The organism is Anabaena sp. FACHB-1391 (assembly GCF_014696755.1).
Lineage (GTDB): Bacteria > Cyanobacteriota > Cyanobacteriia > Cyanobacteriales > Nostocaceae > Dolichospermum > Dolichospermum planctonicum.
In genome coordinates this window covers 19,815-34,922 of sequence record NZ_JACJQS010000007.1, presented here as the reverse complement: position 1 = coordinate 34,922, position 15,108 = coordinate 19,815, and the positions used below count along the sequence as shown (strand labels likewise).

Genomic DNA, 15,108 nt, shown 5'->3' with positions numbered 1-15,108 from the left:
AAGATTTGTATATTTTTGTATTAAAAAATTTACTAGTGTGACTAATAACAATTGTCTGTAGATCACTGAGAAAATTGGGTATCTGAAATTAATTTTATCTGCGTTTATTTGCGGTCATTCCAGGTCAATTATTCTGGAAATTTGATACAGCTTTACCTTAATTCGGTATTACAGCCGATTTTAGGTTTATGAAGTACAACCCCTCCCCAACTCTCCCCTTGCGAGGAGAGGGTGGGCGAGTGCTATTTTTGTACCTCACAAAGTTGAAATCTGCTGTAATTCATAAGTACAGATTCATATTCATCCCTTCTAGACAAATCCACAATTTCACGTTCGTGATTATGCAAAGAAGTCAACATCAAATCATCCCGGTTTTGCCAAATTGCAAATATTTTTTCTCTACCATCATTTAAAGTTTTTAAATCAATTTGATAACCAGCATTTACTTGTTTTAACTTCAACCCCAATAAACCCAAAAGTCGGTTTAATATCTTAATTCCTGAAACAGCTTCTTTACCTCTAACTAAATCAATATCTAAAGCGCGTTTAATGTGTTTACTACTTTGCATAGCTACATTTTTCAACCAGATTAAATCAGGATCATTTTCATTAAATACGCGCTGTAATTCCAGAAATTGTAGCATTCCTAAAGCCCGCATAGCTTCCACCTTGAGTGTATAAGTTTTTAAATCTGGGAGAAAAACTTTACCTTCACCCCAAAATAATTGCTGATTCCATTCTTGCTGATCTTTAACATGAAAATATTCACTTTCATGAGTGAGATAATAATGAATTAATAATTGTCCATAATATCCTTTTTCATCCTGTAATTTCAGTTGGGGAGTAACCACAATTCCATACCTTTGTTTGAGGATATACTTATTAACTTGATGACGTTCTTCATGGGTGAGAGAATGTTTAGTTAATAGCTCTTCATATTCGATATAACCAATATCCCTAGCATTAGCCACAGAATTTGCGTTTGCTAGTTGATTTTGCTGTTTAATGTCTTTGATTTTGCCTTTAATTTCCTTGACTTTTTGACGACTTTGCGCCCAATCTTTTTGAACTTTGACAATTTCCAAAATTAAGCGTTTACGGTTTTCTAAATCACTAGGTTCAGTGGCGAAAAATGCCAAGCGTAAATCACGCAGAATGTTATTTTGTACTTCATCACTTCGCATTTGAATTTGATGTCCATCAGTTATCAATCCTTCTTGCATTGATTGACGATAGAGACGAATAGAAGCATTAACTCTTGCAGATAATTTTGCCCAAGTACGTAAATGAATGGGATCATAAACTAAAGGTAAATCCACATCTATTTTATGCAATGGACTTAGTAAAGCTAGGTTTTCCTTTTGATTTTCTTGATACCAATGAGATAGTAAACGATAATTTGTACTCCCACTTCCAATTAAGCCAATACCCCGTTTAGCACACCAAACAATGCGGGGAACATCATCCCTGACTCTTGCTAAAGCTTGACGGGCTTCTGAGTCAGGAATCACCCCTTGAAAAATACCATAAACTCGGTCAAAATGTTGAACATCAATACTAATTCCTGTTCCCAAACTAGGGGTAACAAAAACAGTATGATAATCTGTAATTTTCTGATTAATAGCCGCTATAAAATCAACGGCTGCGTGACCGGGTGTATTAGTGGTATGACTGCTAATTACTAAGGTTTCGGGAAATTCTTTTTTGAGTTTTTGCAACCGTTCTCTTAAATAATGCTCAATAGTTTCACAACTGTAACGACCAGAACGACTATCGGTGGTTACATAGCATTTACGTCCAGCAATTAGATCTAATTCTAATTGATGAATTAGAGGTGTGGGATTAGGTGAATCATAAAAAGTTGTATCCCAACCTTTTTCCGGTTTCCATTCATTGACAACTAGCCAAGGAGTTAATTTAATTCCTGCTAAAGTCTGTAAATACTCTAAAGATACATCTGATAAATCGGCATCTTGGGCAATTATTAAACCTCCATCTGTGATCACTGTAGAAATTAATTGTTGGAAAACTTGGAGAATTTTAACTCGTTTTTGTTTACAGGTTTCACTGTTGAGTAAATGCCATAATGATTGTTCAACTTCATCTAAAATTAATATTGCTCCTCGCCAATCTTCAGGTTTTAATTTCCAAATTGAATCTACACACAATCCTAAAGATGGTGTAATTGGTAAAGGATAAGTAACGGGTAATTCATCAGATTCTATACTCCATGTTTCATGTTCAATTCCCCATTTAATGCCGATTTTATCACATAAGAACCTTCCTAAGATGATTCTATGGGTAATTAATAAAACTGGTTGATTGCGGCTTTTTGCTTGTTGAACAATCCCTTGTAATGCGGTGGTTTTACCTGTACCTTTGGCTGATTTTACTCCCACTAAGCCAGATGTGGGAAAGGGAATTTTTTCCAAATAGGGACAGTTAACAGTAATTGCAGCGGGAATTGTTAACTCTGTGTGGGGTTTGCTTTTGGCAATGTAAATATCTAAATCTACACTTTGACGATAAATTTTATCAAATGCTATTGCTCCTTTGGCAATGATAAATTCATCAACTCCTTTTTCTTTTCCTGGAAGTTCTACAACTTTAACATGACAATTTTGTTGTTGCAATAAACAACCTAGTTGGGAAATGGCATTATTGACGGCGGCAATTTTTTTCTGTTGAGTTTCAAAATCAAAACAAATATGAAAGTCGCGTTTTGTGTTTGTGAATGCTGCTAAATCAGGTATTAATTGCCGACTGGTAACTTTGCCAAATTCATCTTTAATAACTCGATAACCGCTATTAATACCAGGAATAGCAATAGCAACGTATCCTTGGGTTAATAGTGCTGCGGCTTTTTTCACACCTTCACAAATGACAATGGATATCTTGTTTTTAATTACCCATTCCCAAAAACCTTCGGCTTCACCGTCATCATTGATGGTGATTTTTTCCGGTATTTCTAAGTTGTAAAGTTGTCCAACTTGTTGCCAAATTTCTAAAGATATGCGTAAACAAAATATGCGTGTGGCTGTGCTGGGAGGGTGTTCATATTTGATTGATTTACCTTTCTGGTTTTGTCGCGGTTGGTTGGGTTTAAAACATCCCCATTCCATTTTATGCCAATTGTTGAGGGGATCTAGTCCAGAACACCACCAACCACCTTCGGTAATATGGGTATAACGCTGTAACCATGCACTTTTAATCATCCCTGTGTTGGTGCGGGGGAGTTTGTCAGAAATCAGCAGGTATTCATAAGCATTTGTGCTTTGAAGCGATTTAAAGTTTAAACAAATTAAGTCTAAATTTATACCACTGCTCTTGACTAATTCTTCAAGGTGTTGCGGATGTAAAGAATGCAGATGCATAAGCTGAAGCAGCTAAGGAATATAAGGAAATTAAAACTTTAACATGACTGGGTTGATTTTTTATAAAATAATTTTCTAAATTTAAGTGTTATTTTTTTAACTTTGTTTATATAAATACTTCTGTGAATATATCAAGGTTTGGTTTTAGCCATGAAACTGTAAAAATAATAAATTTGTATTATAATTATATATACATATAATTTTTACTTATACGTATTGGCTATTCTTAGTCAGATAGATTTTATGATATAAATGATAAACATGAAAATCTCTGGTAGGTACATTTATGAAAAACCTTTATGGAGAAACTGATCCTAGAGATATTGCCATCTACTCCATTAGTGATGCTGCAAAATACTTACGTATTCCGGTAGGTACAATTCGCTCTTGGACAGTTTCAATCTCAAATGGTTCTAATTTCTCAAAACCACTAATTTTAACTCAAGATATTAAACCTAAACTCCTTTCATTTACTAACCTCGTTGAAATTCATGTTCTTAGAGCTATTCGTAAACACCACCAAATGCAACGAGACAAGGTAAGAATAGCTCTTGATTATATTGAGGAGAAGTTTCAAGTATTACATCCATTAGCCAGTGAAAAATTCTCAACAAATGGGGTTGACTTATTCATAGAAAAATATGCTTCTTTGTTTAATGCCTCAGAATACTGGCGAACAGATTTGAAAAGCACTTTCAATACTCATTTTCAACGCATTGAGTTTGATAAAAATGGATTTGCTATGAAACTTTTTCCCTTTACTGCTTCTCAAGAGGAAAATAACCCCCGCATTGTTGTAATTGATCCTAGAATTGCTTTTGGTCGTCTTGTGATTGCTGAGACAGGAATTCCTACCACTGTTTTGGCTCAAAGATTAAAGGCTGGTGAGTCAATTCAGGATCTAGCTTGTGATTATAAATGCGATCGCCTGAAAATTGAAGAAGCTATCCGCTGTGAACTACCTGCTGCATGAGTGAACCTGAATCAATTACCTTTTTTACTGATAGGTGCTTAGGTACAGGAACTGTTCCAGAAAAACTGCGCCATGCAGGTATTCAAGTTGAAATTCATGATCAACATTTTGGTCAAGGCACTCAAGATGTAGACTGGCTACCAGAGATAGGTCAAAGAGGCTGGGTTGTTTTGACTAAAGATGATAGAATCAGCAGAAACAAATTAGAAAGAATTGCTGTTGCTCGCGCTCAAATAAAAATGTTTATTTTAACTTCCCAAGGTTTAAAAGGGGAAGAAATGGCAGAAATATTTATCAAAGCAACTGAACAAATGCAAAGATTTGTTCGTAAGCATCCTGCTCCATTTATTGCTAAAATTTCTCGTGATGGCAAAATAACGTCTTGGAAAGACAGTCAGATGTTATTGGCAGAAATGCAGCAGTTTTAATTAAGTTTTAATTATATTAATTATAATATTAACAATGTCTAAATACTATAAAGCTTATAAAATCTCTCAATTAGCTGATTTCGTCCCCCTGTCGGTGGGCATTGCCCACCCGACAATACTAAAAATTTGTCAGCTATCATTTATGATGCTCATAGCAACTTTATCTATTCATTAATTTTGCCACAAATCTTAAACCAAATTCTTCTTCAAAAACTCCTTTTTTGTAATCTAAACTCCACATTTCTAACCCACATTCATCTTCAATTGATGAGGGAAATATCAACATCTTAAATTCTTGAAAATTGGGCTGATATTCACATTGAATATGAGCAATAGCACCTATTTGTCTTCTGTCTAAAGCTACTGCTAATCTTAACATCGCGCTGAGTTGATTAACCATTGTCCGATGTTCTTTGTGGAGTAGATTTCGATAGTTTTCATGCTTTTTCTTGGGTGGAGATTTGCGGTGATAACGGGCTATATTGGCGATAATTTCAATTTCGGTTTCGTTATATCCCAGTAATTCACTATTTCTGATTAAGTAGTATGAATGTTTATGGTGTGCTGAATGTGATACGTGATGACCAGAATTGTGTAAAACCGCAGCAGCCCATAATAATTGACGTTGATTTGCACCCCAATTATGTATTTGCGCTTGAGTTTGATCAAATATACTGAGGGCAAAAGCGGCTACACGATCGCCATGTTCTAAATTAGTCTGGTATTTTTTTGCAGTTTTTAATACACTGCGTTGACGAATGGAACTTTGAAACCTCAGCCTGTTATCAATGAATCCGTGAGCCAGCATCCAGTCTACAATCACACCTTCCCGGAGCGATCGCTCACAAACTGTTAAGGATTCTAAGCCTAACAAGGTCATAGCTTCCTGTAAAATTACTGCTCCTGCAAGTATTACTTCTGACCTTTTTTCTGGCATCCCCGGAATGGCAGCCCGTTCTATATTAGTCATTCTACGTAAGCGAGTTACCCAGGTGCGTAAATCCTGGAGACTGAATTGATACCCATTGAGAGTGGAAGGAACAAGGCCTAATTTTTCCCGTGCGTGAATGGTAGCAATGGTTTCTATTGTCCCGGATGTACCGATTAACCGGGGAAAATCGCCAATTTTCAGTTTTCCTTGCACCTCTTCTACAGAACGCTCTAACATTCCCCTAGCGTAAGCCTGTAGGTACTTAAATTCGGTTTCGGTGATCGGATCAGATTTGACTAATTCCCCGGTTAAGCGCACTGCGCCAATTTTGGTACTGGTGAGACTCCGGGGTTCTTCACTGTCTCCTAAAATCAATTCTGTTGAACCACCACCAATGTCAATAATGATGTGCGGTTGGTTATTAAATTCCATCCCCGACAATACACCTAAATAGATGCGACGGGCTTCTTCTGGTCCTGAAATCAAGTCAACGTTTAAACCTACTTGGGTTTCGATTTGGTGGAGAAACTCTTTACCATTAGGAGATTCACGCACAGCACTAGTCGCAACTGCAACTATACTGGTAACACCTAAGCTATAAGCAAGGGTTTTAAATCTGCCCAAACAGGCGATCGCTTTAAGCATCACGTCTGGTTTTAATTCGCCAGTAATTAAATTGCGATCGCCTAATCTTACGGTTTCTTTTTCCCGAGCAATCATGGTAAAAGATGGTAAAGCGGCTTCAATTTTCACTATTACGATATGTAGAGAATTTGTACCAATATCAATAGCCGCAATCATCTGATTTTCTGGAACTGATAGACTGGTGATATTTTCCCAGTTAGCCGAGACTAAATTCAGCATCTTGTTGTTCTTGTGAATAGATTAATAGGACTGTAGAACAAATAGCAAATAACGATATTCTATAAATGTAAAGATATGTTAAATCAGCAAATATGTTAAGGACACCAAAAACCAACCAACAACCATTATGGCTGACAATTACCCTACTACTACGGTGGAATAAACCTGAAGGTAGATTAATTCTCATGATTCCCGCATTGTGGGCGGTGTTTTTGGCTGCTGCGGGTAAACCACCTTTACCCCTGGTGGGAGTGATTATCATCGGTAGTATCGCTACTAGTGCGGCTGGCTGCGTAGTTAATGATTTATGGGATAGAGATATTGATCCCCAAGTAGAGAGAACACGCAACCGCCCCCTTGCATCTCGCGCCCTTTCCGTTCAAATTGGTATAGTGGTGGGGATGGTCGCCCTGGTCTGTGCTGCTATTATCGCCTTTTATCTTAACCCTTTAAGCTTCTGGTTGTCTGTAGCAGCCGTTCCTGTTATTGTACTTTATCCTGGCGCAAAACGGGTATTTCCCATTCCCCAATTGGTACTTTCTATTGCTTGGGGTTTTGCGGTTTTAATTAGTTGGAGTGCCGTTACGGCTAATATTACAGCACCAACTTGGTTACTTTGGGGTGCGACGGTACTATGGACTTTAGGATTTGATACTATTTATGCTATGAGCGATCGCCAAGATGATCAACGCATTGGTATTAATTCTAGCGCGTTGTTTTTTGGTAAATATGCCCCTACAGCGATCGCTATTTTCTTCATTGGTACTATTATACTTCTAGCTGGAGTAGGGTTATTAGTTAATTTACACAGTGCTTTTTGGATCAGTTTAATACTGGCTAGTATGGGCTGGATTTGGCAAATTATCCGCTTACAAAAGCCAGAAATACCTAATTCTGCTTATGGGGAAATGTTTCGTCAAAATGTCTGGATTGGTTTTGTAATTTTGGCAGGAATGATTATTGGTTTTTTGTCATAAAGGTCAATCAAACACAAAATAATTGACATCCTCAAGATATCAGATCACCCTCTTTCAAGAAAGACTAGCCAAACCCCTAATTATAGCGTTATGCACTTAAATAAGGTAAATCATAGTCCCCTCCTACCTTGTGGGGAGGGGGTTGGGGGTGGCTTTCTTATATCATTTGATTTCCAAATTGCGAATTACAGCATCTTGAATCATCTTGGTTTGCATAAATTCTTTCTTCTTTACCACCTTTTGTATATTCCTCTATCCGTTCAATACATTCTTGAATATTACTTAAATATAAACGCTCATCTTTCACAACGGTACAGCTTCACCTAATACTTTATCTCTAATTAATTCATTGTGCATACGAATAACCATCCTTTGCGTGAATGCGTTTACAAAACTTATGTGATATTCCTTGAATCAATCCATTTTTAGTATAAATATTGAAACTACCAGTTGAACGAATAGCCACTTTTCCCACATAAGTACCAATCTTTTTACCCGTGGTGACAACTGCTTTAGCGATATCGCCAGTTTGAAAACCAAAATGTATTTTTTCTCTCGGTACGTGCCTACTCGGAAAACCGTATTTGTCAGTTCGACAAGATTGTCTAGAACCGTGTCCGTTGGCTGTAATTAACAATGGCTTAACACCTTTGATATTGAGAATTGGAGTTGATTTACCAACACAAGCTGCGTCAATCCAGTGCGTTTTCTCTAGATTTTGCTCACTTCTATTAAACTTTGTTAACCCTCCTGAACCTGTTTCTACAGGTAATCCGGTTGCTTTTAGAACTTCTAGTAATGCAGTACGAGTTGTGTTTACTGCGGCTGCATCAGCCAGCGGTCTTTTGGCTTGCTTCAAGATTTTTTCTAACTTTAAAGGGTCTTTTTTGAGAAAATATTTGATGTCTTTCGTTCCCTTTTTGGTGTTACACTTTTCACAACTTAAAGTGAGATTTGTAATTGAATTACTACCACGCTGATATTCCTTACCTTGAATATCAGGATTAGTCATTAACTGCATATTAAACCTGACTAATTCTTGACTAATAGCCTCAATTGGTGCGAGTTTACGCAATCTTTCAACCCAAGTTTTGATATTCTCAATTCGACTTTGTAGGCTCGGCGCTAACCATCTTTCTGGACGGGTTCTATTCAAAAACCTTGGTTGTCTGTAACGAGTTTTTCTTGCACGTCTAGAACGTCTTAATTGGCTTCTAGAAGTTAAAGCATCTCTAATTGCAAAGCCTCTATGTTTTAATTCAGCAGCAAATACAACTTCGCCAGTTGAATCATTAACTAATACCATTCCCGTGAACTTTGCACCAGGGTCAATCTTTAATCTTAGGAGTGATATTAGTAAATCTGAGCGAGATTCTTTCAAGATAATTGTGAATGGGAATTGCCTATAAATTGCTGCTTTTTTGCTTCTCAATAACTGTCTAGCTTGCGCTGAATGAATTGGGTTTAGTGGCGTGAAGTTGGTATCTAAAACAAATACTTTGGACATAAAGTCCCTCTTTGCGGGTAATGTTAGCCTGGACAAAGATTTAAAGGCTTTTTACGCTAACAGCACTGGATTAACCCAATAAGCCTGTTTAACTGTTAACCTCACCAGCTACAAACTGGCTACGTATTTGTAGGTGAGATGACCTGAAAATCGTAGTGATTTAACACTTAGTCGGGTAAACTCTGGGCTTTTAAAGCCCCCACTTACCCTAAGGGAAGTGGTGGGTAATTTACGTAAATTATCAGGTTCAGCAATATCCACTTTTCGTCCTAGCAATGCTGCTAAATCCTGCATTAAACCAATATAATCAAATAAACTACTTTGTGGTTTAAGTTCTACTAAAAAATCTACATCACTATCTGCTGTTGCTTCACCTCTAGCGACAGAACCAAAAACCCGCAAATTATCAGCACCATATTTAGTGGCAATCTTTAATATTTATTCTCGAAATGGTAGTAATAATTCTTTAATTCCCATTTAATTCCCATAATTTATTTTTGAGAAACCTTAACTCTCTCTATTTTATGATATTACATCAGGAGTTGTCAATATAAAGATGAGATTTAGCAATGGATAAATTTAGAATAATACCGGAATATTATCAAAAAATATTGAATGAAATGAATATGTTTGATATTATGTCAGGATTTAGCAAAAGCTAAACCCCTACCCAATGCTTGTATTTACATCCTTTCTAAAACCTTAATTCCTAACAAAGATAATCCCAACTTCAGCGTTTTTGCAGTTAAATCACATAACATTAACCGCGAAGTTCTAGCAGGTTCTTCTGATTTGAGAACAGGACAATTTTCATAGAATTTGTTAAACTTATCGCTGAGTTGATACAAATAATCACACAACCGATTTGGTAATAAATCTTGCTCAAGATCATTGATTACTTGATCCAATTGTAATAAGTGCTTTGCTAAAGAAATCTCAGTTTCTTCTTGCAAAATAAAATGACTCTTGACTTCATAATCTTGCTTTTCAGAGTCTTTGCCAAAAACATTTTCAGTAAAATTTGCAAGTTGTCCGAGTAGTTTCTGTCTGTCAACTACCCTGAGTAAATACCTGTAAATAAACCAGCCACTATAACTAATACCTACCACTTCAAATAAAGGAGATAGTAATGGTATTTCATGAATTGCACCCAAAACATTCAGTGCTATTTTGCTGGATAATATTGCTCCTATACTTATTCCGAAAGGAACAATAATCTTCCTCCAGTTTGTATTAAACTGTAAATTGTTAATGACTACATTATTTGTGAGATTCTCAACTTCAATACCTGCTTTACGACCAATGCTTTTTATTCTTGCATAAGCATAGAGAAGATAAGGGGCTGTATTGCCTTTGAGAGATAACATTTTGTCATAACTAAAGACATAACTGCTGGTGCGATTTTGACTTAAATCAGCATATTTAACCGCACTAATTCCCACTACTTCGGCGACATTTTGCATAAACTCTTCCGTTTCTGTGCGTCCATCTTCTTGTAATCTCTTTTCTATGTCTGCACGAGCGCGGTTAATAGCTTCATCTAATAAATCTCGTAACCGCACAGTATCCCCGGAACGAGTTTTAAATTTTTTGCCATCTTCACCTAATACTAACCCAAAAGGAACATGAACTAATTCTACATCATCAGGAATCCAATTTGCTTTTTTTGCTACTTGGAAAAATTGGGCAAAGTGGTTAGATTGTCCTTCGTCTGTCACATAAATTATCCGCTTGGCTTTATCTTCTTGAATGCGATAACCTAAAGCTGCTAAATCTGTAGTTGCGTAGTTATAACCACCGTCTGATTTTTGGACAATTAAGGGTAAAGGATTACCTTCTCTGTTAGTAAAACCATCCAAGAAAACACATTTTGCCCCTTGACTTGATTCTAATAATCCCGTTGTTGCTAAATTTTCTACAACTTTTGATAATAAAGGATTATAAAAAGATTCACCTCTTTCTATTAATTGGATATTCAGTAAATCATAAATGATTTTAAATTCCTGTCGAGATTGTTCACATAACAATTTCCACGCATGAAGCGTATCTTCTGCACCTGCTTGTAATCTCACAACTTCTTGACGGGAACTTTCTTGAAAAACCGCATCTTCATCAAATCGTTGTTTAGCTTTGCGGTAAAAATTAACTAAATCCCCAATATTTAAAGCATTTGCGGTAGTGAGTGCTTCTGGATAAACTTCCCGCAAATAGGTAATTAACATCCCAAATTGCGTACCCCAATCACCAACATGATTTAATCTTAAAACATCATGACCACAAAATTCTAAAATCCGGGCAATGGAATCACCAATAATCGTAGAACGTAAATGTCCAACGTGCATTTCTTTAGCGATATTCGGACTAGAAAAATCCACAATTTGCTTTTGGGGATTTGTCGCTTTAGGTATTCCCAATCTAGAATCTAATTGAATAGCGTTAAGTTGTGCTTCTAAGTAAGATGTTTGTAATTTAAGATTAATAAAACCGGGTCCAGCGATTTCTGGAGGTTCACAAATATCAGATATATCTAATTTACTGACAATTTCCCCAGCGATAATTCGGGGTGGCTTTCCTAACTTTTTACTCAAGGATAAAGCTACATTAGCTTGATAATCACCAAATTTAGGATTACTGGCAGAAACCAAAATTGGATCTGTATTGGTGTAATCTGTACCAAAAGCAGCCACTAAAGCCTGTGTTAATTTTAGTTTTAGTTGTTCTTGTGTAGGGTTCATTATATCAATTGTATCTGCGTCGAAAGTGTTGTCATGCTTGATTATTTTAACTTAAAAATATAATCACTTAAAGATAATTCTGGATATTAAAACAATTATCTCAATAATTATACCATTTCTTTGTGAGCCTGGGCTGAATTTTTGATCTTTTATTTTTTTCTTCTTTTTTCTTTCTTCGCGTCCTTCGCTCCTTCGTGGTTCGTTTCTTATCTAAGTTGGTACATCTTGATAAGATAATTGGTATTATAACTGCCTAATGCTTTATATTCTTTCCTGTTTTTCTTGTAGTTTTAGCATTATTTCTGCGTGCATTTCGCGGGTAATGGGATAAAAGTACATTAACACTAAACCTGCTATTAAACAAACAGTTGGTATTGGTCCAACAGCGATACGAATAGCTAAAAGTGCTGATTCTGGTTGTACAGGTAAGGAACTTTGTCCAATAACAGCCTCTTTAAAACCATAAGCTTGTAAAGTATTACCGACTAAAAATAGCCCCAAAGCTAAACCAAATTTTTGCAGTAAAACCATGAAACCATAGAAAATTCCTTCTCGTCTTTGTCCGGTTTGTAATTCATCTAATTCAATAATATCAGGTATCATTGACCAGGGAATTAGATAAGCTGTAGAAACTCCCACACCTGCCATTATAGCCATTATATACATTAAACCAATTTGATCAGGCTGTAAGAAAAATAATCCACCAGCAGCAATAATCCAAGAACTCATGCCTAGAAAATAAACCAGTTTTTTACCAATTTTTTGACTTAAATAACTCCAAATAAATAACATAAATAAAGCCGTTCCTTGAACTGCAATCATGACCGTGGGGACATCTCCCTCTTTAAGTTTCATACAGTTAACGACAAAATAGGGAATAATACTGGCTGTGATTTGCACACCTAACCAAGAAAAAAGATAGATAGCAATTACAAAGAGAAAGGGTTTATTAGTAAAGACGATTTTTAGCTGTTCAAAAAACGAAATTTCTGCCTCTTTTGGTAATTGTATACGTTTAGCTTCAAAAGCCAAAATGCGATCGCGCACACCATAAACACACCAATACAAAGATGAAATAGAAATTACAGTACAAATTGCGGCTAAAACTAAATACTGTTGTTGGCGATCGCTAATTTGTGAGAAAATAATTTTTGATAAAATTAATGATAAAATACTGCCACCAATCGAAAACGTAAACCGAAAACTATTTAAACTAGTCCGTTCATCATAATCTTGAGTTAATTCAGGAGTCATAGCTGTATAAGGCAAATTCACAACGGTATAAAATGCCTGAGATACAATGCCAATCACTACATAATACCAAAATAAACACCAAACATTAATACTTTTATCCGCAGTAAATTGGGGGACAATCCATTGTAAGAAAAAGAAAACACCAAAAGGAATTGCCCCATATAAAAGCCAAGGTAGACGACGACCCCAACGACGGGATTGGGTTTTATCAGTCAACATTCCCACCACGGGATCATTGATACCATCCCAAATTTTGCCGATCATCAAAATACTACCTGCCAAACCTGCTGAAATTCCGGCTACATTAGTAAAGAAAACCATCATGTAAAAGACAGCAATATTTGCAGTAATAGCAGGACCCAAATCTCCAGCACCATAAGCTAGTTTGGTTTTTAAATCTAATTTTTTACTGGTTAGCGATTGGTGAAAATCCTTATTATCGGAATTATCCTTAACCATAAATTACACCCATATTAGTTGACAATTGATAATTATTAGCACACTTTTTTAGTCCTATGTCAGACCTTTACATTTCTTGGCCAGATTACCACCACAAAATTGAACAATTAGCCGTTAAAATTTATCAATCAGGCTGGGAATTTAACCAAATTGTCTGTTTAGCTAGGGGGGGACTGCGTGTAGGAGATATTCTTTCCCGTATCTACAATCAACCTTTGGCAATTTTATCTACCTCATCTTACAGCGACATGGGTAAACAAGAGAGAAATAATTTACTTATTTCCCGTCAATTAACCATGACTAGTGAAAATTTAGGTTCGCGGATTCTGCTTGTAGATGATTTAGTAGATTCTGGTGTCACTATTCAAAAAACAGTTACGTGGTTATACTCTTATGGACAATCCCCCATTGTAGAAGTTCGCACCGCTGTAATTTGGTATAAAGCTTGTTCTGTTGTTGTACCTGATTACTATACTGATTATTTGCCCGATAATCCTTGGATTCATCAACCTTTTGAACATTACGAATATATTAGTCCTGGGGAGTTGGCAAAAAAGCATAATTTAGTAGTCACATAATCTAAATATTATCCAGGATTTCTGTAGGGACGAGAATCGCTACCCATGGAACGTCTCTACTTTTCCGCTTTTAATTAAAACAGCCATAACCAAAGAGGAAGAGTAAATAACAAGACTATCATCCCCATTGCTAAAGCGGTGACAGCCAAATCACGATCTAAATCAAAAGTTTCTGCTATTACCAGTGTAGCTAAGGCTGGTGGCATGGCCATTTGCAAAACTATCACCTGCGCTGCTTTACCAGTGACACCAAAAAGGGAGAGGGTACTACCTAAAATCAGGGGAACTAGTACCATTTTAATGAAGATGCTACTCCCCGCTTGTGGTAATTTAGTCCAGGATTTTAATTGTGAAAATCTCATACCAATTAACATTAAGGATAAAGCTACTGTACTCCAACCCAATTTTTCTAACAAAAATACTACTGACTCAGGAAGCGCGACTTGACGCAACAGTAAGCCAAATCCAAAACTCCACAGCGCGGGGTTAATAAAAATTACCTTTGCTACTTGGATGCGATTTTGGATATTGTTGCCGAATTTAGCAGCTAAAACCACACCTAAACCATAAGCGCCAAAGAGTGAGCCTAACATATCATAAAATAAAGCCCAGGCAAAATATTCTTTACCTACCATTGCTAAAGTTATGGGAAAACCCAGATAACCTGTATTACCTACCATGGCTGCTAAAATCAGACTACCTTGAGTTGCTCTTGGGGGGACTGAGGTGGTGAAGTTGGCTTGTACTTTGATTCCTAGCCAGGCTAACAATGCCCCTATAAAAATGGCTAAGTGCGCTATTATTGGTGCAATCCAAATTTGTCCTGATAAGTCTGTTTGCAGTAAAAAACCAATAATACCAATAGGTACTCCCACCCAATAGAGAAATTGACCTATGTAAATGGAAGCATTACCGGGTAATTTACGTCCCAGTATAAATCCTATCAGGATTAATCCCACTAATCGGAGATATAGTTCTAAAATATCTATCAAAATTACACCTAAAATAATTAAGAATTAAAAATCCAA

General features: G+C 36.4%; 12 protein-coding genes and 1 pseudogene. 5 read left to right on the top strand and 8 right to left on the bottom strand.

The annotated features are described in order from the left end of the window. Positions 1–242: 242 nt before the first annotated feature. The gene (locus H6F62_RS04960) at positions 243–3,374 is read right to left on the bottom strand and encodes a plasmid replication protein, CyRepA1 family (protein ID WP_190371477.1); all 3,132 of its coding nucleotides are present in this window, start codon (positions 3,372–3,374) and stop codon (positions 243–245) included. A 286-nt stretch (positions 3,375–3,660) separates the two neighbouring features. On the opposite strand from H6F62_RS04960, the gene H6F62_RS04955 reads away from it, so the two are divergent. The 3 genes from H6F62_RS04955 to H6F62_RS04945 are packed head-to-tail and all read left to right on the top strand — an operon-like array spanning position 3,661 to position 4,950. Continuing rightward, positions 3,661–4,347, top strand: a complete 687-nt coding sequence (locus tag H6F62_RS04955) for a DUF433 domain-containing protein (RefSeq protein WP_137906227.1) — start codon at positions 3,661–3,663, stop codon at positions 4,345–4,347. Continuing rightward, positions 4,344–4,775 (top strand): hypothetical protein, encoded by a 432-nt coding sequence (locus tag H6F62_RS04950; RefSeq protein WP_137906226.1) that lies wholly within the window; start codon positions 4,344–4,346, stop codon positions 4,773–4,775. The genes H6F62_RS04955 and H6F62_RS04950 overlap by 4 nt, the downstream gene beginning before the upstream one ends. A gap of 34 nt (positions 4,776–4,809) precedes the next feature. After that, on the top strand, positions 4,810–4,950 hold the full coding sequence (locus H6F62_RS04945) for a hypothetical protein (RefSeq protein ID WP_162501153.1): 141 nt from the start codon (positions 4,810–4,812) through the stop codon (positions 4,948–4,950). Here the strand turns inward: H6F62_RS04945 and H6F62_RS04940 are convergent. Then, positions 4,936–6,570, bottom strand: a complete 1,635-nt coding sequence (locus H6F62_RS04940; RefSeq protein ID WP_137906225.1) for a Ppx/GppA phosphatase family protein — start codon at positions 6,568–6,570, stop codon at positions 4,936–4,938. The two genes, H6F62_RS04945 and H6F62_RS04940, sit on opposite strands and share 15 nt — an antisense overlap. Positions 6,571–6,662: 92 nt before the next feature. Here H6F62_RS04940 and H6F62_RS04935 point away from each other — a divergent pair, with 92 nt between their 5' ends. Continuing rightward, the gene (locus tag H6F62_RS04935; protein ID WP_137906224.1) at positions 6,663–7,547 is read left to right on the top strand and encodes a 4-hydroxybenzoate solanesyltransferase; all 885 of its coding nucleotides are present in this window, start codon (positions 6,663–6,665) and stop codon (positions 7,545–7,547) included. A gap of 157 nt (positions 7,548–7,704) precedes the next feature. Here the strand turns inward: H6F62_RS04935 and H6F62_RS04930 are convergent, their stop codons facing one another. The 5 genes and pseudogenes from H6F62_RS04930 to H6F62_RS04910 form a co-directional block, all read right to left on the bottom strand. Further along, complete coding sequence (locus tag H6F62_RS04930) at positions 7,705–7,854, bottom strand: hypothetical protein (protein WP_228036407.1); 150 nt, start codon at positions 7,852–7,854, stop codon at positions 7,705–7,707. A 39-nt stretch (positions 7,855–7,893) separates the two neighbouring features. Then, positions 7,894–9,054: an RNA-guided endonuclease IscB gene (gene iscB, locus H6F62_RS04925; RefSeq protein ID WP_190371476.1), complete on the bottom strand. Its 1,161-nt coding sequence runs from the start codon at positions 9,052–9,054 to the stop codon at positions 7,894–7,896. Positions 9,055–9,288: 234 nt separating this feature from the next. Then, positions 9,289–9,492, bottom strand: a pseudogene (locus H6F62_RS04920) (nucleotidyltransferase family protein); the annotation flags it as partial. 245 nt (positions 9,493–9,737) lie between these two features. Then, entirely contained in the window at positions 9,738–11,789 is a 2,052-nt protein-coding gene (gene argS, locus H6F62_RS04915) for an arginine--tRNA ligase (RefSeq protein WP_190371475.1), read from the bottom strand. A 261-nt stretch (positions 11,790–12,050) separates the two neighbouring features. Next, entirely contained in the window at positions 12,051–13,502 is a 1,452-nt protein-coding gene (locus tag H6F62_RS04910; protein WP_190371474.1) for an MFS transporter, read from the bottom strand. Positions 13,503–13,558: 56 nt separating this feature from the next. Between H6F62_RS04910 and H6F62_RS04905 the strand changes: the two genes are divergently transcribed. Next, on the top strand, positions 13,559–14,080 hold the full coding sequence (locus tag H6F62_RS04905; RefSeq protein WP_190371473.1) for a phosphoribosyltransferase: 522 nt from the start codon (positions 13,559–13,561) through the stop codon (positions 14,078–14,080). A 74-nt stretch (positions 14,081–14,154) separates the two neighbouring features. On the opposite strand, the gene H6F62_RS04900 is transcribed toward H6F62_RS04905, so the two are convergent. Beyond that, the gene (locus H6F62_RS04900) at positions 14,155–15,072 is read right to left on the bottom strand and encodes an AEC family transporter (protein ID WP_137906219.1); all 918 of its coding nucleotides are present in this window, start codon (positions 15,070–15,072) and stop codon (positions 14,155–14,157) included. Positions 15,073–15,108 lie beyond the last annotated feature (36 nt).

What these genes read in the sequence shown, in the direction of transcription:
- H6F62_RS04935 (WP_137906224.1), top strand. Translation starts at nt 6,663, where the DNA reads ATGTTAAGGACACCAAAAACCAACCAACAACCATTATGGCTGACAATT.
- H6F62_RS04940 (WP_137906225.1), bottom strand. Translation starts at nt 6,570, where the DNA reads ATGCTGAATTTAGTCTCGGCTAACTGGGAAAATATCACCAGTCTATCA.
- argS (WP_190371475.1), bottom strand. Translation starts at nt 11,789, where the DNA reads ATGAACCCTACACAAGAACAACTAAAACTAAAATTAACACAGGCTTTA.
- iscB (WP_190371476.1), bottom strand. Translation starts at nt 9,054, where the DNA reads ATGTCCAAAGTATTTGTTTTAGATACCAACTTCACGCCACTAAACCCA.
- H6F62_RS04905 (WP_190371473.1), top strand. Translation starts at nt 13,559, where the DNA reads ATGTCAGACCTTTACATTTCTTGGCCAGATTACCACCACAAAATTGAA.
- H6F62_RS04955 (WP_137906227.1), top strand. Translation starts at nt 3,661, where the DNA reads ATGAAAAACCTTTATGGAGAAACTGATCCTAGAGATATTGCCATCTAC.
- H6F62_RS04945 (WP_162501153.1), top strand. Translation starts at nt 4,810, where the DNA reads ATGTCTAAATACTATAAAGCTTATAAAATCTCTCAATTAGCTGATTTC.
- H6F62_RS04960 (WP_190371477.1), bottom strand. Translation starts at nt 3,374, where the DNA reads ATGCATCTGCATTCTTTACATCCGCAACACCTTGAAGAATTAGTCAAG.
- H6F62_RS04910 (WP_190371474.1), bottom strand. Translation starts at nt 13,502, where the DNA reads ATGGTTAAGGATAATTCCGATAATAAGGATTTTCACCAATCGCTAACC.
- H6F62_RS04950 (WP_137906226.1), top strand. Translation starts at nt 4,344, where the DNA reads ATGAGTGAACCTGAATCAATTACCTTTTTTACTGATAGGTGCTTAGGT.